This window comes from Pseudomonas sp. NFIX49, from assembly GCF_900115915.1.
Classification (GTDB): domain Bacteria; phylum Pseudomonadota; class Gammaproteobacteria; order Pseudomonadales; family Pseudomonadaceae; genus Aquipseudomonas; species Aquipseudomonas pharyngis.
On the sequence record NZ_FOYE01000007.1, the window covers coordinates 408,731 to 431,598 of the forward strand.

General features: G+C 63.0%; 19 protein-coding genes. 8 read left to right on the top strand and 11 right to left on the bottom strand.

Annotated features, from left to right (window positions below; all coding sequences use genetic code 11):
* Nucleotides 1-39: 39 nt before the first annotated feature.
* Nucleotides 40-456 (top strand): organic hydroperoxide resistance protein, encoded by a 417-nt coding sequence (locus tag BMZ46_RS21945; protein WP_074690723.1) that lies wholly within the window; start codon nucleotides 40-42, stop codon nucleotides 454-456.
* Nucleotides 457-592: 136 nt separating this feature from the next.
* Entirely contained in the window at nucleotides 593-2,026 is a 1,434-nt protein-coding gene (locus tag BMZ46_RS21950) for a catalase (protein ID WP_074690722.1), read from the top strand.
* A gap of 66 nt (nucleotides 2,027-2,092) precedes the next feature.
* Here BMZ46_RS21950 and BMZ46_RS21955 read toward each other — a convergent pair whose 3' ends face one another.
* The 3 genes from BMZ46_RS21955 to BMZ46_RS21965 all read right to left on the bottom strand — a co-directional run bounded on the left by BMZ46_RS21955 (nucleotide 2,093) and on the right by BMZ46_RS21965 (nucleotide 5,276).
* A complete protein-coding gene (locus BMZ46_RS21955; protein WP_074690721.1) occupies nucleotides 2,093-3,511 on the bottom strand; it encodes an aldehyde dehydrogenase family protein in 1,419 nt (472 codons plus the stop codon).
* A 65-nt stretch (nucleotides 3,512-3,576) separates the two neighbouring features.
* The gene (locus tag BMZ46_RS21960; protein ID WP_039771048.1) at nucleotides 3,577-4,326 is read right to left on the bottom strand and encodes a creatininase family protein; all 750 of its coding nucleotides are present in this window, start codon (nucleotides 4,324-4,326) and stop codon (nucleotides 3,577-3,579) included.
* Nucleotides 4,327-4,460: 134 nt separating this feature from the next.
* Entirely contained in the window at nucleotides 4,461-5,276 is an 816-nt protein-coding gene (locus BMZ46_RS21965) for an AraC family transcriptional regulator (protein WP_039771046.1), read from the bottom strand.
* Between the two features lie 133 nt (nucleotides 5,277-5,409).
* Here BMZ46_RS21965 and BMZ46_RS21970 point away from each other — a divergent pair, with 133 nt between their 5' ends.
* A complete protein-coding gene (locus tag BMZ46_RS21970; RefSeq protein ID WP_074690720.1) occupies nucleotides 5,410-6,624 on the top strand; it encodes an MFS transporter in 1,215 nt (404 codons plus the stop codon).
* Nucleotides 6,625-6,670: 46 nt separating this feature from the next.
* Here the strand turns inward: BMZ46_RS21970 and BMZ46_RS21975 are convergent, their stop codons facing one another.
* From BMZ46_RS21975 to BMZ46_RS21990, 4 genes are all read right to left on the bottom strand, one after another.
* Nucleotides 6,671-7,447, bottom strand: a complete 777-nt coding sequence (locus BMZ46_RS21975) for an alpha/beta fold hydrolase (protein WP_074690719.1) — start codon at nucleotides 7,445-7,447, stop codon at nucleotides 6,671-6,673.
* Between the two features lie 24 nt (nucleotides 7,448-7,471).
* Complete coding sequence (locus tag BMZ46_RS21980) at nucleotides 7,472-7,981, bottom strand: cytochrome P460 family protein (protein ID WP_074690959.1); 510 nt, start codon at nucleotides 7,979-7,981, stop codon at nucleotides 7,472-7,474.
* Nucleotides 7,982-8,005: 24 nt separating this feature from the next.
* Nucleotides 8,006-9,049, bottom strand: coding sequence for an alpha/beta fold hydrolase (locus BMZ46_RS21985; RefSeq protein WP_074690718.1), 1,044 nt, complete (start codon nucleotides 9,047-9,049; stop codon nucleotides 8,006-8,008).
* 86 nt (nucleotides 9,050-9,135) lie between these two features.
* The gene (locus tag BMZ46_RS21990; RefSeq protein WP_074690717.1) at nucleotides 9,136-10,482 is read right to left on the bottom strand and encodes an epoxide hydrolase family protein; all 1,347 of its coding nucleotides are present in this window, start codon (nucleotides 10,480-10,482) and stop codon (nucleotides 9,136-9,138) included.
* 216 nt (nucleotides 10,483-10,698) lie between these two features.
* Here BMZ46_RS21990 and BMZ46_RS21995 point away from each other — a divergent pair, with 216 nt between their 5' ends.
* Nucleotides 10,699-11,928, top strand: coding sequence for an MFS transporter (locus BMZ46_RS21995; protein ID WP_074690716.1), 1,230 nt, complete (start codon nucleotides 10,699-10,701; stop codon nucleotides 11,926-11,928).
* On the opposite strand, the gene BMZ46_RS22000 is transcribed toward BMZ46_RS21995, so the two are convergent.
* Nucleotides 11,915-12,880: a quinone oxidoreductase family protein gene (locus BMZ46_RS22000; protein WP_074690958.1), complete on the bottom strand. Its 966-nt coding sequence runs from the start codon at nucleotides 12,878-12,880 to the stop codon at nucleotides 11,915-11,917. The genes BMZ46_RS21995 and BMZ46_RS22000 overlap by 14 nt on opposite strands.
* Before the next feature lie 338 nt (nucleotides 12,881-13,218).
* Between BMZ46_RS22000 and BMZ46_RS22005 the strand changes: the two genes are divergently transcribed.
* From BMZ46_RS22005 to BMZ46_RS22015, 3 genes are all read left to right on the top strand, one after another.
* A complete protein-coding gene (locus BMZ46_RS22005) occupies nucleotides 13,219-15,180 on the top strand; it encodes a PAS domain-containing sensor histidine kinase (protein ID WP_254778439.1) in 1,962 nt (653 codons plus the stop codon).
* Complete coding sequence (locus tag BMZ46_RS22010; RefSeq protein ID WP_039771030.1) at nucleotides 15,180-15,551, top strand: response regulator; 372 nt, start codon at nucleotides 15,180-15,182, stop codon at nucleotides 15,549-15,551. Before BMZ46_RS22005 ends, BMZ46_RS22010 begins: the two co-directional genes overlap by 1 nt.
* A gap of 78 nt (nucleotides 15,552-15,629) precedes the next feature.
* Nucleotides 15,630-16,244, top strand: a complete 615-nt coding sequence (locus BMZ46_RS22015) for a response regulator transcription factor (RefSeq protein ID WP_064595622.1) — start codon at nucleotides 15,630-15,632, stop codon at nucleotides 16,242-16,244.
* Here the strand turns inward: BMZ46_RS22015 and BMZ46_RS22020 are convergent.
* The 3 genes from BMZ46_RS22020 to hchA all read right to left on the bottom strand — a co-directional run bounded on the left by BMZ46_RS22020 (nucleotide 16,231) and on the right by hchA (nucleotide 20,829).
* On the bottom strand, nucleotides 16,231-19,113 hold the full coding sequence (locus BMZ46_RS22020) for an ATP-binding protein (protein ID WP_074690714.1): 2,883 nt from the start codon (nucleotides 19,111-19,113) through the stop codon (nucleotides 16,231-16,233). The genes BMZ46_RS22015 and BMZ46_RS22020 overlap by 14 nt on opposite strands.
* A 121-nt stretch (nucleotides 19,114-19,234) precedes the next feature.
* Complete coding sequence (locus tag BMZ46_RS22025) at nucleotides 19,235-19,954, bottom strand: PA1136 family autoinducer-binding transcriptional regulator (protein WP_039771025.1); 720 nt, start codon at nucleotides 19,952-19,954, stop codon at nucleotides 19,235-19,237.
* Nucleotides 19,951-20,829 carry a glyoxalase III HchA gene (gene hchA, locus BMZ46_RS22030; protein ID WP_074690713.1) on the bottom strand — a complete coding sequence of 293 codons (879 nt, stop codon included), beginning with the start codon at nucleotides 20,827-20,829 and terminating at the stop codon, nucleotides 19,951-19,953. Before hchA ends, BMZ46_RS22025 begins: the two co-directional genes overlap by 4 nt.
* Before the next feature lie 164 nt (nucleotides 20,830-20,993).
* On the opposite strand from hchA, the gene BMZ46_RS22035 reads away from it, so the two are divergent.
* On the top strand, nucleotides 20,994-22,853 hold the full coding sequence (locus BMZ46_RS22035; protein ID WP_074690712.1) for an ABC transporter ATP-binding protein: 1,860 nt from the start codon (nucleotides 20,994-20,996) through the stop codon (nucleotides 22,851-22,853).
* The last annotated feature ends 15 nt before the right edge of the window (nucleotides 22,854-22,868 follow it).

Here is a 22,868-nt window from a genome sequence, read left to right on the forward strand (position 1 = left end):
CCGCCCTCCACGCTGTGAAATGCTTTTCAGGGAATGCCCATGATCGATATCGAAAAAACCCTCTACTCCGCACATACCTGCACCACAGGCGGCCGCGAGGGCACAGGACGCAGTGACGATGGCCGACTGGATCTCAAGCTGTCGCCCCCGGGTGCGCCCGGCTCCGGAACCAACCCCGAGCAATTGTTCGCCGTGTGCTGGTCGGCCTGTTTCCTCGGCTCACTGCGCCACGCCTGCAATGCGCGCAAGATCGTTTTTCCGGCCATGGCCGGGGTGGATGCTCAAATCGACCTGGTCCACGGGGAACAAGGTTTTTTCCTTAAGGCTCAACTGGCTGTGTCACTGCCGGATATCGAACCGCAAGTGGCGCTCCAGCTGATCGACGCAGCGCACCAGAACTGCCCCTACTCCAAGGCCACGCGCAACAACATCAAGGTCAGCATCACCCTCGCCTGATCCGTCTTTTGCCGACAGCAAAACGCCCAATCTTCCAACCACACCTTCGTACTATCCGGCGACACCAAGGTGCAATAGATCGCGCCCAAGGCTTTTGATGTGATGGCGGGAAACCGACAAAAGCCAGGAGTTGCGCATGAACAAGCTGACGACTGCCGCGGGCGCGCCCGTGGTTGATAACAACAACGTACAGACCGCCGGCCCCAGGGGCCCGATGCTGTTGCAGGACGTATGGTTGCTGGAAAAACTGGCGCACTTCGATCGGGAGGTCATTCCGGAGCGGCGCATGCACGCCAAGGGTTCCGGTGCGTTCGGCACCTTCACCGTCACCCATGACATCAGCCGCTTCACCAAGGCCAGGCTGTTTTCCAGCGTGGGCAAGACCACCGATGTGTTCGTCCGTTTCTCGACCGTGGCCGGTGAACGTGGCGCGGCGGATGCCGAGCGCGATATCCGTGGATTCGCCATCAAGTTCTACACCGAACAAGGCAACTGGGATCTGGTGGGCAACAACACGCCGGTGTTCTTTCTGCGCGACCCGTTGAAATTCCCCGACCTCAACCATGCGGTCAAACGCGACCCGCGCACCAACATGCGCAGCGCGCGCAACAACTGGGATTTCTGGACCTTACTGCCGGAAGCGCTGCATCAGGTCACGATTGTCATGAGCGATCGTGGCCTGCCGCGCACCTACCGCCACATGCACGGTTTCGGCAGCCACACCTTCAGTTTCATCAGCCCGGCGAACGAACGTTTCTGGGTGAAGTTCACCTGGAAGACTCAACAAGGCATCGAGAACCTGACCGATCAACAAGCCGCGACACTGATCGGCGATGACCGCGAAAGCGCCCAGCGCGACCTGTACAACGCCATCGAGGAAGGCCACTTCCCGCAATGGAAGCTCTACGTACAAGTGATGCCGGAGCTGGACGCCGAGACCTACCCAATCAACCCGTTCGACCTGACCAAAGTCTGGCCCCACGCGGATTACCCGTTGATCGAAGTCGGCGTGCTCGAGCTCAACCGCAACCCGGACAACTACTTCGCCGACGTCGAACAGGCGGCCTTCAACCCGGCCAACGTGGTGCCCGGCATCAGCTTCTCACCGGACAAAATGCTTCAGGCCCGGCTGTTCTCCTATGGCGATGCCCAGCGCTATCGCGTCGGCGTCAACCATCATCAGATCCCGGTGAACGCGCCGCGCTGCCGGGTCAACAGCTATCACCGGGACGGCCAGATGCGCACCGATGCGAACGCGGGAAGCACAATCGGCTACGAGCCCAACAGCTATGGCGAGTGGGCCGAGCAACCGGATTTCAGCGAACCGCCGCTGGCCCTCAAAGGCAGCGCCGGGCACTGGAATCACCGCGAGGACGACGACTACTTCTCGCAACCGGGCGCACTGTTCCGGGCCATGTCCCCCGCCCAGCAACAGGTCTTGTTCGAGAACACCGCGCGCTCGATCCATGGCGCCAGCGCCCAGACCCGGCAACGCCACATCGATAACTGCACCCAGGCCGATCCGGCATACGGTGCGGGTGTTGCACAGGCCATCGAAGCACTGGGCTGATCCGCAATGGCGTAAGCAAGGCAAGCAGGACAAGCAGGATTGATCCTGTTTGCCCTGCTGCCGTGGTCAGTCCTCTACGATGCTTTTCGCTTCAAGAAACGCCTCCAGCCCGGACACGCCAAATTCCCTGCCGATCCCCGACTGTTTGACCCCGCCAAACGGCGCCAGCAGCTCCGGTGCGATCCGGTTGATCAACACCGAACCGGCCTCCAGCCGCGCAGCGATGCGTCGGCCCCGTTCCGCCTCGCGGGTGAACACATACGCCTGCAATCCGTAGACACTGGCATTGGCGATGCGGATGGCGTGTTCTTCATCGTCATAAGCGATGATCGACAGCACCGGGCCGAAGATCTCTTCCCGGGCAATATCCATGTCGTTGCTGACGTCGGCAAACACCGTGGGCTTGACGAAATAGCCCTGGCTCAGCCCGGAAGGCCGGCCCTCCCCGCCGACGATCAATCGCGCGCCCTGCTCCAGCCCGCGCCGGATAAAACCCTGCACGCGATCAAACTGCGCCTGGTTGACCAACGGGCCGATGACCGTCGCCGGATCATGGGGATTACCGACCACTATGGCGTCGACCAAGCCTCTTACCCGTTCGATCACCTGCGGCAGGAGCGCGCGCGGCACCAACAGCCGCGTGCCGGCGACACAGGCCTGACCGTTGTTCATGAAGGCGGCATTCAGGGCCATGGGGATGGCCGCCTCGAGATCCGCGTCGTCGAGCACGATGGACGCCGACTTGCCGGTGAGCGACAGGCTCACCCGCTTCATGGTCTCGATACCCGCGCGGGCAATGAGTTTTCCGGTGGCGGTGGAACCGGTGAACGAAATCTTCGCGATGTGCGGGCTGGTGCTGATCTCGTCGCCCACTTCGCCGCCACGGCCCAAGACAATATTGATCACCCCGTTTGGCAGTTCCGCACGGTGCAAGGCGAGCGCGAGCACCTGGGTCTGCAACGGGCTGAGTTCGCTCGGCTTGATGACCGAGGCGCAGCCGCCGGCAATCGCCGCCGCCAGTTTGCTGCACACCGTACCGGCGGTGCTGTTCCAGGGGGCGAACAACGCGGACACCCCGACCGGTTCCATCACGACGCTTGCACGACCCACAGGCCGCACCAGCTCGTAGTTTTCGAGAATCTGCGCCGCGTTGGCGAAGGATTGCGAGGCGTACTGGCTGACCCATTGCGCACGGGCCAACGGTGCGCCGTATTCCTCGATAGCGGTGTCGCGTATCTCTTCGGTGCTCTCCAGCACCGCCGCCTGCAGGCGCTTGAGCATGTCGATGCGCTCGGCTTTCGAGGTGCGGCCCATCGTGACTTGCGCACGCTGGGCGGCGGCGATGGCTTGCCTGGCATCCTCGCGATTGGCCAGGGTGACCGTTCCGATGACGGACTCCGTCGCCGGGTTGATGCATTCGATCGTTTCGCGGCCCTGAACGGGCACGAACGCACCATCGATGTAGCTGTGCTTGATAGTCCACATGGCGATTTTCCCAAGGGTTGAAACAGCAACGCCCGGAACATCCGGGCGTTGATCAGGGCGACGGTTCAGTCGGGTAATGACTCGCGGCTGAAGGCTTGCACCTCCTGGACCAGACCACGAGCGGCCATTTCCACCAGTTGCCGGCCTTTTTCCGGCGAAGCCTGGGCCGGGTCCGAGCCCATGCGGCCGTCCGGGTGACGGGCACGGAAATCCGCCGCTTCCCGGATCGGCCCCCAATTGGCGATCTGCGGCGAATAGTCGGCCGACTTGATGGAATCGGGGTAGGCCCATTGGGTCACGGCGATTTCCGAAGGCGTGGCATGAATGCCGTGGCCGGTCGGGAACTGGTCACGGGCCAGCTCGTTCACCCCTTCCAGATCCCACCAGTTGCACAGCTTCAGGGCGAACCCGGCCTTGCGGCGGGCGAAACTCGCTTCGGCGTACAGCTCCGAAAATGCCGCTTCGATTGACGCGATGTTGCCGCCGTGGCCATTGAGGAAAAAGATCTTTTCAAAGCCGTGGGCGGCCAGCGAACGGGTCCAGTCGGCGATGGCGGCGATGAACGTCGAGGGCCTGAGCGAGATGGTGCCGGGGAAGCCGAGGTGATGTTGCGCCATGCCGATGTTGAAGGTCGGGGCAATCAGGATATCGGCGTTTTTCTGCGCTTCATGGGCGATGATTTCCGGGCACATCCAGTCGGTGCCCAGCAGGCCGGTCGGCCCGTGCTGTTCGTTGGAACCGATCGGGATGACGATGGTGCGGCTGCGTTCGAGGAATTGGGCGATTTCGGACCAGGTCGATAGGTATAAAAGCATCAGGATTCTCACTCTTCGAAGGTTCCTCGCGGAACGAGGCTGGGTGTTCAGTGCACCTGCAACAGCAGTGTCATTGATACCACCCGCCTCCCTTCGACGACAGAATACGAAGGTATCGGAATCGCCGAAACGCGCTAATCGCGAACGAGAAATTCACGGGGCGATTCGCCCATCACTCGCCTGAACATCGCACTGAAGGCACTCTGGCTGGCGTAGCCCAGATCCCGGGCAATCACCCCGACGGATTGCCCCTTGTCGAGCCGATCGATAGCGGTCGCCAGCCGTACCTGCTGCAGCCAGTGGCGGAAATTCAGACCGGTTTCATTGACGAACAGGCGTATCAGCGTGCGCGAACTGGCGCCGACCCGGTCAGCCCAGTAACCGATCGAATGGTCTTGACCGGGGTCTTGCAGAATCGCCTCGCACACAGTGACCAGACGCCGGTCGAGCGGCCACGGCACTTCGATCGGCAACGTCCGCGCCGCCTGCAACTCACTGAGTATCAGGGCCACGATGTGTGCGTTACGGCCCTCCTGCGGGTATTCGATCGGTTGCTCGGCCAGGGCCAGAATCAACTCGCGCAGCAGTCCGGGGATCTCCAGTACTTTGCAGTGATGGCCCAGCTCTGCGCAGGCTTGCGGCTCGATGTAGATCGAGCGCATCTTGACCGCGCTCAGCATCAACTGGTCGTGGATCATTCCGGGCGGAATCCACAGCGCCCGTTTCGGCGGCAGGATCCACAAGCCGCGCTCGGTGGCCACCCGCATCACGCCGTTCGAGGCATACAGCAACTGCCCGTGCCGATGCACGTGCGGCTCGTTGTATTCGCCGGTGGCCTGATCACGCACCAGCACGGTCATCACTCGCGGCACGTCCTGATAATCGGGATAACGTTCGCTGCGCGGCGCGGAATCACGCTGGGCGATGATCTTGCGCACCTCCTGCTTCATCGCTGGAGTCTCCTGAAAACAGACCTTGATCGTGTTAAAGCGGCGATTGTCACTTTGGCGACAAACCCTGGCATTTGCCATGGCCGGTCCATTGTTAGCCTTGCGCTCATTGTTCATCAATGAGGCCTTTCCCATGGCAATCACCCGCAATCTCTCCGGCCACCAGCAGAGCGTCACGGCGGTGATCGGCCTGCTGATCCTGTCCATCGCCCTGCGGCCGCCGATCATTTCGGTGGGGCCGATTCTGCTGTTGATCCAGCAGCACTTCCAGTTGAGCTACACCCAGGCCGCGCTGCTGACCTCGATTCCCGACGTCTGCATGGGCGTGTTCGCGCTGGTGGTTCCGAGCCTGGCCCGGCGCTTCGGGATCGATCGCAGTGTGGTTGTCGCCCTGACGTTGTTGGGCGCCTCGACCTTGTTGCGGGCGATCTCGCCGAATGCATTCTTCCTGCTCGGCAGTACGTTCTTCGCCAGCATCGGCATTGCGGTTGCCGGCGCGATGACCGGCGCGTGGATCAAGACTCACTTTGCGCAACGCCCGGCGCTGTTCATGGGCATCTATGCCGGCGGCTTGAGTCTGGGCGCGACCCTCGCGGCGGTGCTCAGCGCACCGATTGCCGAGCTGGCGCAAGACTGGCGAGTCAGCGCCGGAGTCTGGAGCGTGCTGTGCCTCACCGCCATCGCCAGTTGGGTGTGGATGGCACGGCGTTTTGCGACACCGGCGCCCACCGTGAAATCGCCATCGAGCCCGAGCAAACGCCTGCCCTGGGGCAATCCGCAGGCCTGGCTGATCGCGTTGAATTTCGGTGCCGGGCAATTCGTGGTCTACGCCCTCTTCGCCTGGATGGCGCCCGCCTCGGTGGAAGCGGCCACATCGAGTGTTTCCCCGGGCGTCCTGCTGGGCATTTTTACTGCAGTGTTCGCTGTGGCCAGCGTGGGTGCGGGGCTGATTCCGGGCAAGGCCCACGACCGGCGCGGTTTGCTCGGGTTGTCGGCGTTGCTGGCCCTGCTCGGGGTGGGCGGGATGGCGTTCCTGCCGGCGTACTGGCCGATGCTGTATGTGGTGCTCGCGGCCATCGGCCTGGGCATGGGCTTCACCGTGGCCATGACCTTGCCGCTGGATCACGCCCGCACCAGCGAACAGGCCGGATTGTGGACGGTGTTCATGTTGTTCATCGGTTACCTGATCGCCGCGCTCGGGCCGTTGCTGTTCGGTGCCCTGCGCGAATACGCCGGACACTATGGCCCGGCGTACACCTTGCTGTTCGCGGTACTGCTGTTGATGCTCGGCATCACGCCCCTGCTCAGACTGGCACCGGCAACTTCGCCGCAGGTGTCCGTTGCCTGAGCGGGGGGTGACAGACCTGCGACGCGCCTCGGCACGTCGCAGGGTTTCAGTTGGCGGCCGCGGCTTTTTCAATCAGCCGCGCCACCGGTGCCGGATTCGACACCATCACCACGTGCGAGGCGCCCTTCACCACCTCAACGGCCTTGGCATCTGCACGCTTGGCCATGAACGCCATCGCCTGGGGCGGGATGTTCTTGTCCTTGTCGCCGTAGATGTACCACGACGGAATGTGCTTCCAGGCAGGTGTTCCGGCCTGCTCGTTCAGCGCCGCTTCGGTGACCGGACGTTGAGTAGCCGCCATCAGCGCCGCTTGTGCAGCCGGGACGTCGGCGGCGAATTGATCGTGGAACTTGCTCTGCTGGATGTACAGGTCCTTGCCGCCGTCGGCCAGCGCAACGGGTGGTGCCAGCGTTGGTCCGAGGGTGCTGCCGGGAAACTTGCCGGCCAGCCCGGCAACGGTTTCACCGGCCTCTGGGGCAAACGCGCTGACGTAGACCAGCGCTTTGATATTGGCATGATCGTTGGCCGCATCACTGATGACGTTGCCGCCATAGGAATGACCGACCAGCACCACCGGCGACTGGATGCTGCTGAGCAACGCCGATACCGCTGCGCCATCGCTCTTGACGCCGCGCAGCGGATTGGCGGCGGCGATCACCGTGTAGCCGTCCTTCTCGAGAATCTTCGCCACGCCGTTCCAGCTCGACGCGTCGGCAAATGCGCCGTGCACCAGCACGACCGTGGGTTTGGCGGTTTGGGCGAAGGCATTGGCGCCCAGGCACAGGCCCGCAGCGATGCTCAGTGCAATCAGTGTTTTTTTCATCTGGATGTTCCTCGTATGACGGATTCAGGGGGCGTATCGGGTGAAGACAAAATCGTGGTTCTGCACCCGCGCCTGATGGCAGGCAAAGCAGGTCTGGTGCTGGGCTTCGTCGGCGGGTTTGCCGTTGATGAAACGGCCGAATCCCCAGCCACCGGTCGAGGCGTATTTGCGCGAGTCCTTGACCATCACCTGAACGGTGGTGGCCGCCCCTGGAATCGAGGCCGGTTCGAATTCCGGCGACTGCACGTGTTTCCACGCCAGCTTCACCAGCACCGTGCCGTCGGGAAACGGCAACGTCGCGCTCTGGTAAGCCTTGATCGCCCGGTCATTGCCCAGCACCGCACGCAGTTCATCCAGCGGCGCGGCTTCCTGGGCCGGGGCAATCAGCGTCCACTGCCGATAGTTTTTCGGCAGCTTCACGCCGTAGATCGGCGAGGCATCGCCGTCATCGGCCTCGCCCAACGCGACACCGGTGGCCGCCAGTGCCGCGAGCGCAATGGCCGCTGGCAGCACGGCCCAATGGTTGAATTTCATGGTCGGATCCCCTTCGGCCGGCAATCAGAGATGATCGGCATCGATCACCGCCTGGGCGAACGCTTGCGGCGCTTCCTGCGGCAGGTTGTGGCCGATGCCGCCGCTGATCAGCCGGTACTCGTACTTGCCGGTAAAGCGTTTGGCGTAGGCCTCGGCCGGTGGGTGCGGCGCACCATTGGCGTCGCCTTCGAGGGTGATGGTCGGCACGCTGATCGAGGGGAATGCCGCCAGTTTTTTCTCCAGCGGATCGTATTGCGCTTCCCCTTTGATCAGCCCCAGGCGCCAGCGGTAGTTGAAGATCGACACGGCGACGTGATCCGGGTTCTGCAACGCGGCGGCGCTGCGCTCGTAAGTCGCGTCGTCGAAGTTCCACTTCGGCGAGGCCAGCTGCCAGATCAGTTTGGCGAAGTCGTGGGTGTTCTTTTCGTAGCCCAGACGACCGCGTTCGGTCGCAAAGTAAAACTGATACCACCACTGCAACTCCGCCGCCGGCGGCAGCGGCGTCTTGCCCGCTTCCTGGCTGCCGATCAGGTAACCGCTCACCGCCACCAACGCCTTCACCCGCTCGGGCCAGAGCGCGGCGACGATGTCGGCGGTGCGCGCGCCCCAGTCATAGCCGCCAAGCACGGCCTGTTTGATCTTCAGGGCGTCCATGAAGTCGATCAGATCTTTGGCCAGCGCCGCCGGCTGGCCGTTGCGCACGGTTTTGGCGGACAGGAAACGCGTGTCGCCATAGCCGCGCGCGTAGGGAATCAGCACCCGATAGCCTTTCTGCGCCAGTGCCGGCGCCACGTCGGTGTAGCTGTGAATATCGTAGGGCCAGCCGTGCAGCAGGATGACCACCGGACCGTCGGCCGGACCGACTTCGGCGTAGGAAACGTCCAGCAGTCCGGCCTTGACGTGTTTCAGCGCGCCGAACGAAACATTCGTGCCGGCGGTAATGGCGTCAATCTTGCCGGCGGGCACTCCGGCGGCGCTGGCGTATGCCGAAGCGATGCCCAGCGCAAGCGCCAGGATCGAACCGGCGAGCACGCGCCGGGATGGGGTTACAGCGTTAAAGTCAGTCATGCCGAGTCTCCCTCGTGAACCGCCGGGCGGCGGTTCCGGGCTTTGTGGTCAAGGGCTTAGGGTTGAAGGGCTTGCGGATTGAAGGGTCAGCGGGCTGCCTGCGCAGCGGTTTTCTGCGCAGCCGCGCGCAGTGGCCGGAAGGCTTCGCGCAGTTCTTCGCTGAACAGTTGCGGTTGCTCCCATGCCGCGAAGTGACCGCCCTTGCTGACTTCGCTGAAGTAGGCCAGCGACGGATAGGCGCGCTGCGACCAGACTTTCGGCGCGCGGTAGATTTCGTGTGGGAACACGGTGATCGCCACCGGCACCTTGATGTCGGCAGTCTTCTGCGCGGCGGCGCTGAAGTTATTGTTGTTGTTCTCCCAGTAGAAACGGGAGGACGACGCCCCGCTGTCGGTCAGCCAGTAGAGGCTGATGTCATCGAGCATTTCATCGCGGCTCAGGACTTTCTCGGGCTGACCGTCGCTATCGGTCCACGCGGCGAATTTTTCATACATCCACGCTGCCGTGCCGGCAGGCGAATCGGCCAGCAGATAACCGATGGTCTGCGGTCGGGTCACCATCATTGCGCCGTAGGCGGCGTTGCGACCGAAGAACTGGCTGAGCGAATTGAAGGCCGTCACCTCCGGCGCGGTCAGCCCTGCCGGGGCCGGATCGCCGCTGTTGATCGGCTTGACCAGTTCCGGCGGCACGGTGGCCGGCATGTTCAGGTGGATACCCAGCAAACCGGGCGGCGCCAGGCGACCCAGCGCATCGGAAATCACCGAGCCGTGATCGCCGCCCTGGGACACGTAATGGCTGTAGCCCAGACGTTTCATCAACACATCCCAGGCCTTCGCCACCCGGTCAGGCCCCCAGCCGAGCTCGGTCGGTTTGCCGGAAAAACCATGGCCGGGAATCGACGGGATCACCACATCGAACGAGTCCTCGACCTTGCCGCCATAGGCCACGGGATCGGTCAGCGGGCCGATGGTCTTGAGAAATTCGAACTGCGAACCCGGCCAGCCGTGGGTGAGGATCAGCGGCATCGCATTGGGATTGCGCGAACGCACGTGGATGAACTGGATGTCGACGCCGTCGATGGTGGTCACAAACTCCGGCAAGGCGTTGAGCTTCGCTTCAGCCTTGCGCCAGTCATAGCCGTCGCCCCAATACTTCACCAACGCCTGGACCTGCGCCAGTTGCACTCCCTGGGACACGTCGCCGACCGTTTCCTTATCCGGCCAGCGAGTGTCGGCGATGCGTTTGCGCAGGTCGCTCAATTTCGCTTCGTCCACATGGATGGTGTACGGGCGAATGGCTTGCGCCGGATCCGCTGCCGGGGTCGCGGCCCAGACGCCGCTGCTGCCAGCGAGTACGGCAACGCCGAGCGCGCCGCCCCTGATGGATGACGCCAGGCAATGGCGCCAGGTAAGACCGGACGAAACCGCAACCATGATGGATCTCCTTGTAGTCATTATTCGAAAGGCATCGCCAATCGGATCAGACCACTGCGCTGGCACCGGGGCGATTACACGATGGTGTCGGTCGATACCTTGGTATGACGCGCTGGCCCGGCGCGCAAAAACGCGCTCGAACTCAGCAGCGGTTAACGGGCAGAATGCGGCGGGGAAACGGCCCAATTGAATGACAGACCTGAACAAGGATTGCGGATGCGTGGGGAAACAGCGCTCGAACGCCTGAGCAGTACGCCATCGACCACTTCTCCGTGGTGGGTGATCGGGCTGTGCATGCTGTTCAACGTGATCGACGGACTCGACGTGATGGCCATGGCCTTCACCGCCAGCCGGGTTGCGGCGGAGTGGGCGTTGAGCGGCGCGCAACTGGGCCTGTTGTTGAGCGCAAGTCTGGTCGGGATGGCGCTCGGTTCGCTGCTGGCCGCGCCCAGGGCCGACCGCTTCGGGCGCAGGCCTTTGTTGCTCGCCGGCCTGCTGCTCAGCGGCCTGAGCATGTTGCTGTCGTTCTGGAGCCCGGATCATCACGTGTTGATGTTCCTGCGTTTGCTGACCGGCATCGGCACGGGGGCAGTGCTGGTGGGGGCGAACGTGCTGACGTTCGAACACGCCGGTCCGCAGCGACGCAATCTGGCGATCGCACTGCAATCCCTCGCCTTTGCGATGGGCGCCAGTCTGGGCGGTGTGCTGGCCCATGTATTGAATGATTTGATGGGCTGGCGGTATGTCTTTCTGGCCGGGGGTTGCATCACGCTGGCGGCGGCATTGGTCGGTGTCTTCTGGCTGCGAGAATCGCCGTCATTTCTGGCACTTGAACACCGCGCGCCTATTCCTCCACTGTCGCCTGACGACGTCAGCCGGCCGTTTTCGCCCGGTCAATGGCAACAGACTCTATCGCTGGCACTGGCACTCTTTCTGTTGATGTTCTGCTTTTACTTCGTGATGAGCTGGACGCCGGCCCTGTTGGTCGACAATGGCTTTACCGACCAACAAGGCGCCCGGATCGGGATGCTGTTGGCGCTGGGTGGCATGCTCGGCGCCCTGCTGCTGGGACTGGCGGCCAATCGTTACGGCTGCCGACGTTTGCTGTCGGGTTTTCTGCTGCTCAACGCCGCCCTGCTGCCATTGATGCTGCCGGCCACTCGCGTCCCCGGTCTGGCGACACTCGTGGCGGTCACGCTGGGGCTGATGCTCAATGGTGCAGTCGCGGCTCTGTATGTGCTGGCCCCTCAAGCGTTCTGCACGTCGGTCCGCACGACCGGCGTCGGAGTGGTGCTGGCGACGGGGCGTCTGGGGGCGATCATTTCGCCGGTGGTCGCCGGGTTTCTGCTGGATGCCGGATGGACCGCACAACACCTGTTCACGTTTTTCGCCGGTAGCCAGGTGTTGGCGGCCCTGCTGATCTGGCGTGGCGTCAAGGGACGATGATCAGCTTGCCCGTCGTGTTGCGCGACTCGATATCGCGATGGGCCTGTTGCGCATCATCCAGTGAATAACGCTTGCCGATCACGGCTTTCAGTTTGCCGGCACTGACCCACGCGAACAGTTGCCGGGATTTTTCCAGCAGCACCTCGCGGTTGCGCACGTAGTGCATGACCGAGGGATACGTCAGCTTGATGCTGCGCGGCATGCTGAAGATATCGATCGGCGGGATCGGGTTCATGAACGGTCCGTACAAGGCCAGGGTGCCGAAATAATCCAGCATCTCCAGCGAATCGGCGAACCCTTCCGCGCCGGTGCCGTCGTACACCACATTCACCCGCTGCCCGTCGGTCAGGCGCATGACCTGGGCGGCAATGTTTTGCGCTCGCCCGATCACCACATAGTCCGCCCCCGCCGCGAGCACCGCCTCGACCTTGTCGGCATGAGAAACCCGGCCTATGACCTTGCCGCCCAGCAGCTTGATCAACTGGGTCAGCATCAGCCCCACGCCCCCCGCCGCCGCATGCACCAAGGCTACGTCGCCCGGCTGGATCGCGTGCACCTTGTCCACCAGATTGCTGGCGGTCAGGCCCTGCATCATCAGGCTGGCGGCGGTGGCGAAGTCGATCTCATCGGGCAACGGCACCAACTGGCTGACCGGGGCGATCACCTGTTCGGCGTAGCTGCCCGGCACGTAATGCCAGGCCACGCGGTCACCGACAGCGAACTCCGTCACCTGCGGGCCGCTGGCCAGGACGACGCCGGCGCCTTCTGCACCCAGCGTCAGCGGCAGTTCCCAGGCAGCGCCGAGCCCGCGTCGGGCACCGGTGTCCATGAAATTGATACCCGCCGCCATGACCTTGACCAGGACTTGCCCGGGCCCCGGTTCTGCCAGTTGAATGTCCTGCACCGTCAACACTTCGGGCCCGCCAAAGGCCTGGATAACCACTGCTTTCATCATGTTCTGCCCTGTCATCGGGACGACCGGTCCTGCTGCCTTTCGGGTGGCAGGAGCGCGGACGTCACGTTGCTTTCACTCAACGTCGAAGGACGTTGAAACCAGGGCCAAGGCTGCGCGGCGGATGTATCCCGGCGGTTTCGCCAACCCGGCGCTGTGCATGCTTGTATGGCTAGAGGGGCGGTAGATACAGTGGCTTACAAAAGCGCCACTGTGATGCCCATCGCAGTGTGCAATGTCGGCCGATATTCGCCACGGGCGACACCAAAGTATGATGGGCGAGTGCCATCCGAAGGCGCATCTTTGTTCAACGGTGACTGCACACAATGAGAATCGGTATGACGAACGAGCAGGAGCGCGTCATCGAGGACGGTCCAGGCCGCGCGGGTGACGCGGTCATGCCGGCGCCGGGGATCGACTCGATCATCGACAGCATCCCGGCCATGGTCGCCTTCATGACGCCGTCCGGTGAGCTGGAACAGGTGAACCGGCAAATCATGGAGTACATCGGCGCCCCGCTGCATGAACTGAAAAACTGGCAGGCCAGCGAGACCGTGCACCCGGACGACCTGCCCTCGGTCATCGCTGCCTGGATGCACTCGGTCAGTACCGGCACGCCCTATGAAAACGAGCACCGGATTCGCCGCGCCGACGGTGTCTATCGCTGGTTCCATGTGCGCGGCCTGCCGATCAGAGACAGTGCAGGCACCATCACCCGCTGGTGCGTGCTGCAGGTCGATATCGATGAGCGCCGGCGGGACAAGGCCTTGATCGCCAGTGCCCTGGCCGAAGTCAGCGCGTCGGAAGAACGTCTGCGCGGGATCATCGACGCCGTTCCCGGTTTTGTCTGGAGCGCCTCGCCGGAAGGCAACGTCGGCTTCGTCAATCAGCGCTGGTGCGACTACACCGGCATGTCCGTCGAACAAGCCTGCGGTGACGGCTGGACGGCGTCCATCCACCCCGACGACGCACCGGGCCTGGCGGTTTATTGGCAAGGGATTCTGCAATCGGGCAACGCCGGTGAATACGAGGCCCGACTGAGACGCTTCGACGGCGTTTACCGCTGGTTCCTGATCCGCGCCGTGCCCCAGCGTGATGACACGGGGCGGATCGTGCGCTGGTACGGCGAGAACACCGATATCGAAGACCGCAAACGGGCGGAAGTCTTTCTGGCCAAGGCCCAACGCCTGAGCGCCACCGGTACGTTTTCCTGGCGGGTGAGCACCGACGAGATCACCTGGTCGGACGAGGTCTACCGCATCCTTGAACTGGACCCGGACACGCCGCCCGGCTTCGAGGCGATCTATCGCCGCGTGCATCCGGACGACATCTCCAGCCATCGGGAAATGATCAAGCGCCAACGCCGCAAGGGGCGCGACTTCGAACACGAGCACCGGCTGCTGATGCCCGACGGCACGGTGAAATACGTGCGGCTGGTGGCGCACTCGATCGCCCATGCGCCCGATGGCTTCGAATACATCGCCGCCCTGCAGGACATCACCCAGCGCCGGCTCGCCGAAGAGGTCTTGAGCAAGGCGCGCTCGGAACTGACGCACCTGGCCAGGGTCGCCAGCCTTGGCGCGGTCACGGCGTCGATTGCCCACGAGGTCAATCAACCGCTGGCCGGCATCATCACTAACGCCAGCACCTGCCTGCGCATGCTCGGCGCCGACCCGCCGAATGTCGATGGCGCCAGGGAAACCGCGCGCCGCACCATTCGCGACGGCAACCGCGCGGCCGATGTGATCAATCGACTGCGGGCGCTGTTCTCGAAGAAAAGCATCACCCTTGAAAACGTCAATCTGAATGACGCGGCACGGGAAGTCATCGCCATGCTGCTGGGCGAGCTGCAACGCAACGGCGTGGTGCTGCATCCGCAATTTGCCGAAGCGCTGCCGCTGGTCAGGGGCGACCGGGTTCAGCTTCAACAGGTGATCCTCAACCTGATCATGAATGCCGCCGAGGCCATGAGCGCGATCCACGACCGGCCCCGACAATTGATCGTCAGCACCGGTCTGGGCTCGGACGAGAGCGTTTACCTGGCGGTGAAGGACAGCGGCAACGGCGTCGATCCACAGGACATCGAACGCATTTTCAACGCTTTCTACACCACCAAAAGCTCGGGCATGGGCGTCGGTCTGTCCATCAGTCGCTCGATCATCGAGCGCCACGATGGGAAGCTGTGGGCCAGCGCCAACGACGGCCCGGGTACGACGTTTACCTTTGCCATCCCGCATTCGACGGACTTGCCGCAAACCGATAACCGCGACCTCGCCGATCGCACCGTGGAGAATGATTGATGGGTACGCATTTGCTCGTATCGGTGGTCGATGACGACGAATCGGTTCGTGAATCACTGCCTGACCTGATCAAGGAGTTCGGCTTCGCCGTCCAGGCGTTTGCCTCGGCGCAGGCGTTTCTGGCATCGCCCTATCTGGACCTGACCCATTGCCTGATTCTCGACGTTGCCATGCCCGGCATGTCGGGACCTGATCTGCAACGGGAGCTGCTTCGGCGTGACTATCGCATTCCGGTGATTTTCATCACCGCGCACGGCGACGCCAGCGAACAGGCGAAGCTGCTGAACAGTGGCGCCGTGGAGTGCCTGTTCAAACCGTTCAGCGAAGCCCAATTGCTCAAGGCCCTGAGCGCCGCCCTGCCCCTCGATTGAGCGTGAAGCCGAACAGAACAAGGAATCGACATGTTGAACGCGAACAACGCAATCGCCCCTTCCCGTGGAGCATTACCGATGAGTGATGTCACGCCCGTCGTATTCGTTGTCGATGACGACATTTCCGTGCGCGAGTCGCTGGAGCTGATGATCCGCTTCGCCGGATGGCAGCCACGGCTGTTCGAGTCCGCGCAGGACTTTCTCGACGCGCCCCGGGCGCTGGTGCCCAGTTGTCTGGTGCTGGACATCAACCTGCCCGACCTGAACGGCCTGGATCTGCAGACCGCCCTGGCCGATGAGCGCCACAACATGCCGATCATCTTCATCACCGGCTACGGCGATATTCCGCGCACGGTGCGGGCCCTGAAGGCCGGCGCGGTGGAGTTTCTGACCAAACCGTTCAACGACGAGGTGATCCTCAGCGCCATGGCCGATGCGCTGCAAAGCAGTCGCGTGGCGCTTGAGGGGGAAAAGAATCTGCGCGCACTGCTCGAGGCCTACAAGACCCTGACGCCGCGCGAGCAGGAAATCATGGCCTCGGTGGTCAGCGGACGGCTGAACAAGCTGATTGCCGCCGATCTCAACATCAGCGAAATCACCGTCAAGGCCCATCGCGGCAAGGTGATGCGCAAGATGAAGGCCCGTTCGCTGGCGGACCTGGTGAAAATGGCCGCCCTGATTACGCCGGAGTAGCGGGCAGGCTCTGCCAGAAGCTTTCCAGCCGACGCAGATCAAGGCTGTCGAAGCCTTCCGAAGCCCGCTCGCGACAGGCGCCGAGCAACGTCCGGGCCTGATCCGGCTGACCCTGTTCAAGCCAGAAACGGGCCAGATCCATCGATGACCGCAACTCCCACGCCCACGCGCCCTGCTCGCGGCTCAGCGCAATGGAATCCTCAAGAACCGCCAATATGGCCTGCTCATCATCGGCCTGGATAACCTTAAGAATACCGGCCTTGATTCGCAGTAATTCCGGCAGCGCAAAGGCATCACCGCTTCGGCGGCAGTGATCGATGGTGCTGTCGACCAGGGTCAGTGCCTTTGGGTGTTGACCCACCAGCATCAGGCCTTCGGCCAGTGCGATTTCGAATGAGGTCGTGAGCAGTTCGTAACGCATGCCCCGCAACCGCGCCAGACTTTCCTCCAGCATGGCAACTGCTTCGCCGGGTTCCTCGGCGCGGATGGCGATCGCCGCGCGCAACCCGTGGCAGGCGGCAATGTAAGGGCCGAGTGCGTTGGTTTCGGCGATGGCGCTGAACCGCTCGAGGCTCGCGGTGGCCTTCGCCAGATCACCGGTCCAGATATAGATGCACAAGATCCAGACCATGGCGATGCAGTAAGTGACCGGATGCTGCAGCGCGAATGCTTCGGCCTCGATCTGCTCGGCCAAGCGCCGGGCCTGATCGGGATAGCCCTGCAGCCAGAGTGACCGCGCCAGCGCCAGGCCCGTGCGATTGCGGTGATCGAAGCCGTAGTAAATCGTGTTGCTGGGATGGGATGGCAAGCTGTTGCGCAGCGAGCTTTCCAGTTCCTGGCGGGCCAGACGCTGATTGCCGAGCAGATGATGGGAGATGCCGGTCAGCGATGCGGCAATCGCGATGGCGGCGGGCTCGTTGAGGATGTTGCCGACCACCGCGGCCTGCTCCGCCCAGGCCAGCGACGACGGGAAATCACCGATGCGCTCGTAGAATATCTGCAAGCGGCCCAGCAACCTCAGCTGAGATCCGTAGTCGTTCAGCGCGACGGCAATGTCTTGGGCTCGGAGCAAGGCTTTTTCGGCGGCTTCACTGTTGCCTCGGGTGAACATCAGGACCAGACCGAGCGCGGCTTGCAGTTCCATTTCGGTGGGCGTGCCGTAGTACCCCAGTTCCAGCAGTTCCACCGCCCGGGAGCACCAGGTGCGGCACTCGACCAGCAAGGAAAAATGCAGGAACAACGGCGCGCTCGCAGCCGCCAGCGGCAACGCCAGTCCCGGATCACCGTGGGGCCCGAAGCTCCATTCCAGCGCACCGCGAACGTTGCCCAACTGGCTGGCCAGACGCGCCGAGTGGCGGAAAATTTCGTCGGGCGCAGTCCCCAGATGGCCGAGCAGATCCATGTAAAACGCCGCGTGCCGGAACGCCAGCGCATTGACCTCGGCTTCTCCCCGCGCCGCCAGTTTTTCCCGGGCGTAGGCACGCGTCATCTCGAGCAAGCGATACGAATCCGTCGAGTCGCTGTGATCGACCGTGACCAGCCCCTTGCACACCAGATCATCAAGGATCGCCGCCGCCGTGGCGCTTTCGTGTTGCGACTCGGCCACCACCTGAGCGGCGGCTTCCTGGGAGAACGGCCCGACGAAGACCGAAAACCGCTCCAGCGCCAGGCGCTCTTGCTGCGACAGCAGGTCATAGCTCCAGTCGAGCATGGCGCGCAGGGTCTGATGCCGTGGCACGGCAGTTCTGCGCCCCGACCAGCCCAGCGAAAAACGCTCGCCGAGCAGCGCGTGGGTGGCCTTCAATCCGTGGCTCGCGACCCGCATCGCCGCCAGTTCGATCGGCAGCGCCATGCCCTCCAGCCGCTGGCAAATGTCCGCAATCATTTGCCCTCCGCCCGCTTCCAGCAACAGCGCGGCATTGCTCGACGACGCGCGTTCGACAAACAGCTTGATGGCCGGAAATGCCAGCAACTCCGCAACCGAGAGGTGTTGCGGCTCACGGGGAAACTCCAGCGGATTGAGCCAGTGCACGTATTCGCCACGCACCCGCAGCGGCTCGCGACTGGTGGCCAGAACCCCGACCTGCGGCGCGGTGTCGCTGATCTGCTCCAGGAGCGTCGACACCGCGTCGATAAGGTGTTCGCAGTTGTCGATCACCAGCATCAGCCGCTGCTCACGCAAATGCGCGAGCAGTACAAACATCGGGTCTTCCGCCTGCACCGGGATGTCCAGCGATCGGGCCAGCGCCGACGGCACCAGCGCGCAGTCTTCCACTTGCGCCAAATCGACGAAACTGACGCGCTCATAACCCTGGGCGGCGATGCGGTGCGCCACTTCGATGGCCAGGCTGGTCTTGCCGACGCCGCCGGGGCCGACGATGGTAAACAGCCTCGGTTGCTGCATGTGGTCGATGACCAGTTGCAGATCGGTCTCGCGGCCGATCAATTTTGCCCGTGGCGGCAGACTGCAAACGCCATCAGTGGCTCGGGGCGCGATGGGCGCCGGTTGAACAGCGGTCTGTTTTCTTTCCAGCGGCGCGACGAAGGCATAACCCACGCCGACCTGGGTCGCGATGTAACGCGCCTGTTCCTCGCCATCCCCGAGAATCCGCCGCAGGCCGGTCATGTGAAAACGCAGGCTGCCTTCGGCCACCACGCTGTCGGGCCAAACCTTGTCGATCAGGTCGTATTTGGACAGCACGCGCCCCGGTTGCTCGAGCAAGGCGATTAGCAGATCCAGCGCCCGCCCGCCGATCTCGACCGCCACCCCGTTGCGGGTCAGCAGCCGTTTGCCTGGAACGACACAGAACGGACCGAAAATGAATTGGGTCGTGAGGGATTCGTGCAATGCGTCCGGAAAAGACTCCACGAGGATCGATCTCTCTAAAAAACGTAGGGGGCGGCGCCGGTTACAGACAGCCGGCGCAGGCCCTTTGCATGATAGGAGTTTTGCATGGTCGTTCAAGCACGGCACCGGCAGAGAGAGAACCTCACCCCTTTATTTCCCCTTTGCGAATGGCAATTTTGATGGCCTGAGCGGTGGTGGCCACGCCGAGATGCCGACGGGCCGAACGCAGGTGATTTTCCACTGTACGGCCGGACAAGCCGAGCGTGGCAGCAATGTCGGCCTGTCGCCGACCGGCGGCGACCCACGCCAGCACTTCGCGCTCACGGGTCGAGAGTTTCCCGGCTGTCTCGTCCAGCGGCGCTTCGAGCAAGCGTCGTGCCGAGTGAAACGCCACCGTGGCGAGCATGCCCAACGCCAGACGAACCCGCGCCGAGGCATCGATCTGTTCGCCTCCCAGGCTCATGGCGCCTTCAAGCCCTTGCGGGCCGAAGACCGGAATCTGCAATCCATGCACGCCCGGGCCACTGGGCACGCGAACCAGCCGATAAAGTTCGCCGCTCTCCTCCTGCACCTTGCTCCAGAAGAACGATTCGCGGGCGTCCAACAGGTGGCGAGTTACTGGGCAGCGCTGAACGTAGGTTTCGGCGTCGACGCCAGTGCCATCACCAAACCAGTCGCCCTCCACCCAGTAAATGCGCTCGACCACGTCCTCCGACGCCGAGGTGGCGGAGAACAGGACGAATCGATCGTAACCATAGGCCCCGGCGAAACCGCGAACGGCCTTCTGGATCGCCACTAGCGTGGGCGCCGCCTCGATGTCGAGGGCGGCGCGCAAGAGTGCCTCGGCAGGTCCGGAGCTCACCCCGACGTGACCTCTTTGAGGAGCGCGGCCGCCGCCAGTTTGCCCAGCGCGTTGCCCGCCAGCGGACTGTCACCGGTCAGCAGTTTGCGATCCTGAAGCGTGGCCCCGGAAATGTCCTGGTTAGTGATTTCCACACCGAGCGCCTGCAACTGCTCGCCGAACTTCCAGGTCAGGTGGCCGGGCATGTAACCGATGTCGGGGGTTGTCGCGTCCAGGACATCGGGAAAGGCGCAAATCCGGTAGCCATTGAAGATGCATGAATCTTTTGTTTCACCGAGGCCGGCCGCCAGCAGCGCCGCCGGGCCGTGGCACAGAGTAATGACGAATTTGTCCTTGGCGACGGCCCATTGCAGGACTTTCTTCACGTCCTCGCTTTCCGGCAGGCCGATCAGCGCACCGTGGCCGCCGGGAATGAACACGCCGATGTAATCCGAGTCCTCGCCCAGCGCTTCTTCGATCACTTGGGACAGCTTGAGCGGACGCTTGAACTGATCACGATATTGCTCATAGAAGCCCTTCACTTCGGCGTCTTCGGAGGGCATGGCCCAGAATTCGAACTTGACCGGATTGCCCGACAGCGTCGCGACGTCGAAGCCGAAACCGGCCTTGTCCAGGTGATACATCGGCAGCAGGGTTTCAACCGGGTGATTGCCCGTGGAAAACATGGTGCCGTTGTCGGTCAATAGATAGCGCTCGTCCGCGCCGATCATCAGGACCTTCCAGCGCCCGCCCTTGTAACGGTTGGGGTACTCGGCATCACTGAGATCGGATTTGGGCGAAGTGAACTGGCTGAGGGAATACGGCGAGGGGAAAAACGCGTTGTCCTCAGCCGGATCGGGGGTTGGGCGCTTGTCGTCAGTCTGCGTGGTAGCCATGGTGCTCTCCATCGAGTGGGTCAACGTCGGAGTTCATGCTAGTAAGGCGTCAGCGTTACAACAATGAGGGTTTTCCCTCAAAAGATCATGCACTGAACCTGCAGCCCCTCAATGTGATCGATAAGTGGCAGAATCCCCGCAACTGATGAATTCGGAGACCCCCAATGCTTCGCCTGTTTGAACAACGGCTCGACCCCTTCCCGCCCGACGAAGCGCCGCCACCGCCGGTCGGTCTGGCGCGGTTCCTGTGGGCCTGCACCCGTGGCGCTCGCGGTTATATCCTCGCGCTGGCGCTGCTCAGTGCCGGTGTGTCGATCTACGAGGCCTGGTTGTTTTCCTTTCTGGGTCAGGTCGTGGACCTGCTTTCGGCCTGGCAGGCTGGCGGCGATGTGAACGGCCAGGAGAGCCGCGTGCTGTGGGGCATCGGCCTCGTGCTGCTGACCAGTGTCGGGCTGGTGGCGCTGCGCACCATGGTTCAGCATCAGGTCTTGGCGATCAATTTGCCGTTGCGCCTGCGCTGGGATTTTCATCGGCTGATGCTGCGGCAGAGCCTTTCATTCTTTTCCGACGAGTTTTCCGGCCGGGTCACGACCAAGGTGATGCAGACCGCACTGGCCGTGCGCGAAGTGCTGTTCACCGTCATCGAGATCGCACCGGGCATTGGCGTCTATTTCATTGCGATCATCGCCCTGGCCGGCGGTTTCGCCCTGAAACTCATGCTGCCGTTCATTGCCTGGGTCGCGCTGTTCGGGCTGGCGATGCTGTACTTCGTGCCCCGTCTGGGCCAGGTCGGCCAGGAACAGGCCCACGCGCGATCATCAATGACGGGGCGGGTGTCGGACGCCTACACCAACATCACCACCGTCAAACTGTTCTCCCACTCCAAACGTGAAGCGCACTTTGCACGGGCGGCGATGGAGGATTTCAAACAGACCGGCTTCCGTCAGATGCGTCTGGTCAGCCAGTTCGAGATCGTCAATCAGGCGCTGGTGGTCGGGCTGATCATGGGCGCCGGCGGCTACGCCTTGTGGCTGTGGCATCAGGGCGAAGTCGGCACCGGGGCCGTGGCGGCGATCACGGCCATGGCGCTGCGCATCAACGGCATGTCGCACTGGATCATGTGGCAGATGACGTCGCTGTTCGAGAACATTGGCACGGTGCAGGACGGCATGGACACCCTGACCCGAGGCCCCAAGGTGCAGGACGCGCCGGACGCCGGCGTGCTGGTGCCTTCCGGCGGCGCCGTGGAATTCGACAACGTCAGCTTCAACTACAACGGCGAACGCCAGGTGCTCGACGGCTTGAGCCTGAGTATCCAGCCGGGCGAGAAGATCGGTCTGGTGGGACGTTCCGGTGCCGGTAAATCCACGCTGATCAACCTGCTGCTGCGCTTCTATGACGTCGATCGCGGCGAGATTCGCATCGACGGTCAAAACATCGCAAAGGTGACGCAGGACAGCCTGCGCAGCGCGATCGGCATGGTCACTCAGGACACCTCCCTGCTGCACCGCTCGATTCGCGACAACATCGCCTACGGCCGACCGGACGCCACCGACGAACAGATCCAGCGCGCGGCGGCCAATGCCCAAGCCGACGGCTTCATCAACCAGCTCAGCGACCGTCAGGGCCACACCGGCTATGACACGCTGGTGGGCGAACGCGGCATCAAGCTTTCCGGTGGCCAGCGCCAACGCATCGCCATCGCCCGGGTAATGCTCAAAAACGCGCCGATCCTTCTACTGGACGAAGCGACAAGCGCCCTGGACTCGGAAGTCGAAGTCGCCATCCAGGAAAGCCTCGATGAAATGATGCAGGGCAAGACCGTGATCGCCATTGCCCATCGACTGTCGACGATTGCCGCGATGGACCGACTGATTGTCATGGATGAGGGGCGCATCATCGAGCAAGGCACCCACACCGAACTGCTGGCCAAGAACGGCACCTATGCGCGGCTTTGGCAGCATCAGAGTGGCGGGTTTCTGGGTGAGGATCAGGGGCTGACCGAGGCGATGGATCAGGCGTAAACGGTGCTGCCCCGG

Bases quoted from the DNA above. Each gene is read 5' to 3' on its own strand.
- BMZ46_RS21945 (WP_074690723.1), top strand. From the start codon at position 40: ATGATCGATATCGAAAAAACCCTCTACTCCGCACATACCTGCACCACA.
- BMZ46_RS21950 (WP_074690722.1), top strand. From the start codon at position 593: ATGAACAAGCTGACGACTGCCGCGGGCGCGCCCGTGGTTGATAACAAC.
- BMZ46_RS21955 (WP_074690721.1), bottom strand. From the start codon at position 3,511: ATGTGGACTATCAAGCACAGCTACATCGATGGTGCGTTCGTGCCCGTT.
- BMZ46_RS21960 (WP_039771048.1), bottom strand. From the start codon at position 4,326: ATGCTTTTATACCTATCGACCTGGTCCGAAATCGCCCAATTCCTCGAA.
- BMZ46_RS21965 (WP_039771046.1), bottom strand. From the start codon at position 5,276: ATGAAGCAGGAGGTGCGCAAGATCATCGCCCAGCGTGATTCCGCGCCG.
- BMZ46_RS21970 (WP_074690720.1), top strand. From the start codon at position 5,410: ATGGCAATCACCCGCAATCTCTCCGGCCACCAGCAGAGCGTCACGGCG.
- BMZ46_RS21975 (WP_074690719.1), bottom strand. From the start codon at position 7,447: ATGAAAAAAACACTGATTGCACTGAGCATCGCTGCGGGCCTGTGCCTG.
- BMZ46_RS21980 (WP_074690959.1), bottom strand. From the start codon at position 7,981: ATGAAATTCAACCATTGGGCCGTGCTGCCAGCGGCCATTGCGCTCGCG.
- BMZ46_RS21985 (WP_074690718.1), bottom strand. From the start codon at position 9,049: ATGACTGACTTTAACGCTGTAACCCCATCCCGGCGCGTGCTCGCCGGT.
- BMZ46_RS21990 (WP_074690717.1), bottom strand. From the start codon at position 10,482: ATGGTTGCGGTTTCGTCCGGTCTTACCTGGCGCCATTGCCTGGCGTCA.
- BMZ46_RS21995 (WP_074690716.1), top strand. From the start codon at position 10,699: ATGCGTGGGGAAACAGCGCTCGAACGCCTGAGCAGTACGCCATCGACC.
- BMZ46_RS22000 (WP_074690958.1), bottom strand. From the start codon at position 12,880: ATGAAAGCAGTGGTTATCCAGGCCTTTGGCGGGCCCGAAGTGTTGACG.
- BMZ46_RS22005 (WP_254778439.1), top strand. From the start codon at position 13,219: ATGACGAACGAGCAGGAGCGCGTCATCGAGGACGGTCCAGGCCGCGCG.
- BMZ46_RS22010 (WP_039771030.1), top strand. From the start codon at position 15,180: ATGGGTACGCATTTGCTCGTATCGGTGGTCGATGACGACGAATCGGTT.
- BMZ46_RS22015 (WP_064595622.1), top strand. From the start codon at position 15,630: ATGAGTGATGTCACGCCCGTCGTATTCGTTGTCGATGACGACATTTCC.
- hchA (WP_074690713.1), bottom strand. From the start codon at position 20,829: ATGGCTACCACGCAGACTGACGACAAGCGCCCAACCCCCGATCCGGCT.
- BMZ46_RS22035 (WP_074690712.1), top strand. From the start codon at position 20,994: ATGCTTCGCCTGTTTGAACAACGGCTCGACCCCTTCCCGCCCGACGAA.